The organism is Neisseria sp. P0021.S005 (assembly GCF_051956955.1).
In genome coordinates this window covers 1-2,135 of the sequence record NZ_JBQCWY010000533.1, presented here as the reverse complement: position 1 = coordinate 2,135, position 2,135 = coordinate 1, and the positions used below count along the sequence as shown (strand labels likewise).

The window sequence follows — 2,135 nt, the reverse complement described above, 5'->3', positions numbered from 1 at the left end:
GTCCCCATCATCATGACCGTTGCCTGCGGAGGCAACAAGGCTGCGAAGGGGTGGGACTCAACGATTGACTCTTGCATATCTGTATTCCGGTTGTTTTTCATTCAAACAAATTTTCAGACGGCCTTTACTGCCTGAATAAACGCCGCCATTTTCTCCCTGCTCTTAACCCCGCCGGAGATCTCCACGCCGCCGGACACATCCACCGCCGCCGCGCCACTGATTTTTACCGCTTCGGCAACGTTTTCCGCAGTCAATCCGCCGGCAAGTATCCACGGTTTGCCGATATTGCCGTGCAACATGGTCCAATCGAAACTTTGTCCCGTACCGCCGTATTCGGTCGGATGATAAGCATCAAACAACAAGGCGCGTGCATTCGGAAATTTGGCACAGGCCGTCTGAATATCGGCTGCGGACTGTACACGCACGGCCTTCAAATACGGGCGGTCAAACCGACGGCAAAAATCATCGTCTTCATCGCCATGAAACTGAATCATATCTATCGGCACCTGACGCAGAATCTCGCGGATGGTTTGCTCGTTTTCATTCACAAACAAGGCCACCACCGATACAAACGGCGGCAGATTTTTCACAACCGCCTGCGCCTGCTCAATATTCACTGCCCGTTTACTCTTGGCGTAAAACACCAGCCCGATGGCATCCGCGCCCAATTCGGCAGCGGCCAGCGCGTCTTCAGGTCGGGTAATACCGCAAATTTTGGTGCGTATGGTGTTCATGGGGATTGCCTTTTTAAACAGATGGGTCGGATATTATATAAGTTTAAGGCCGTCTGAACATGAAATATCAGGTTCAGACGGCCTTAAACTTTGAATCAACCATCAGCCGATAATTGCTAATAACTTTGTGATTATTACCCTGTTCTTATACTGCCTATTTTTTCATCACAATTAATTTATTCTTTATTATCAAATATCAAACCAAACTATCCACAATTGGATTCACACAAAATTTGGATAATGCCCGTCAATAAAAAATATTAAGGCCGTCTGAAAAAGTCTTTCAGACGGCCTTTTAGCCTTTTTACTCAAACGGTTTCTTCTGCCAATAAAACTTATCCTTTTTCAGACGGCCTTGAAATATATCGCCCTGTCCCAAAGCAAACACCAACGCGCCTGACAAATCCGTTCTCAACAGAGTAATGCCGTGCGCGCGGACACGATTTTGTACGGCAACGGTCGGATGTTTGTAGGCATTGGCATAGCCGCTGGATGCCACGGCATATTGTGGCGAAACCGTATGCAAAAAGCTGCCTGACGAAGCCGTGCTGCTGCCGTGATGTCCCAATACCAACACTTGGCTATACAGCGCATTGCCGTATTTCTCAATCAAACCTGCCTCGCCCTTCACGCCCAAATCGCCGGTTATCAACAAAGCTTTGCCGTTTGCCACGACACGCAATACGCAGCTTTGATCATTATCTTCCTTACCCGCATTTTCAGACGGCCTGAGCAACTCGAAATCTACGCCGTCCCATTGCCATTTGTCTTCTTGGCAAAACTCTGCATTCGGATAAAACTCAGGTTGTCCGGCAAGCAATTTATCGGTACCGACAGCCGATACGCTTTGAAAACCGCCGTCATGGTCAATATCATGGTGCGACAAAATCAGGCTGTCCAAACGACGCACACCCATAGCGTTCAAACTCGGCACAATACCTGTTTGCGCCACTTGCTCCGTTCCTGTATCAAACAAAAGATTGCGGTTACGCGTTTGCACCAACACCGACAAACCTTGCCCTGCATCCATCACCGTAACCCTTGCCACCCCCTCCTCCAGCTTGGCAGGACGGTAAAACACAAAACCCAATAAAACCAGACATGCCCAAGGTTTCAAGCCCATGCCTTTAGGTAACAATAACAGCAAAGCCGCCATCATTGCCAACACCAGCAAAGGCATGGGCGCCGCTGCGACGGCAAATTCAGGTGATACCGTAGCCAGCCATACCAAACCGCGTAAAGTATATTCCGCCAAAAATGCCGCTACCAACTGAACAAGTTCAAACGGAAAAACCGAACCCAGCAAAGCCAACGGCGTCAACACCCAAGAAAACCAAGGAATAGCCAGCGCATTAACCAACGGACTGAGCAAAGGTAACGAAGCAAACAAATAGCCCAGCA

The 2,135-nt window shown here is 48.9% G+C and carries 2 protein-coding genes; both read right to left on the bottom strand.

The features are described from left to right. Nucleotides 1–113: 113 nt before the first annotated feature. Nucleotides 114–734, bottom strand: coding sequence for a phosphoribosylanthranilate isomerase (locus tag ACTHUE_RS16510; protein WP_107791964.1), 621 nt, complete (start codon nt 732–734; stop codon nt 114–116). A 304-nt stretch (nt 735–1,038) separates the two neighbouring features. Next, on the bottom strand, nt 1,039–2,135 hold a 1,097-nt coding region (locus tag ACTHUE_RS16505; protein WP_440424010.1), incomplete at its 5' end, for a ComEC/Rec2 family competence protein.

What these genes read in the sequence shown, in the direction of transcription:
- ACTHUE_RS16510 (WP_107791964.1), bottom strand. Translation starts at nt 734, where the DNA reads ATGAACACCATACGCACCAAAATTTGCGGTATTACCCGACCTGAAGAC.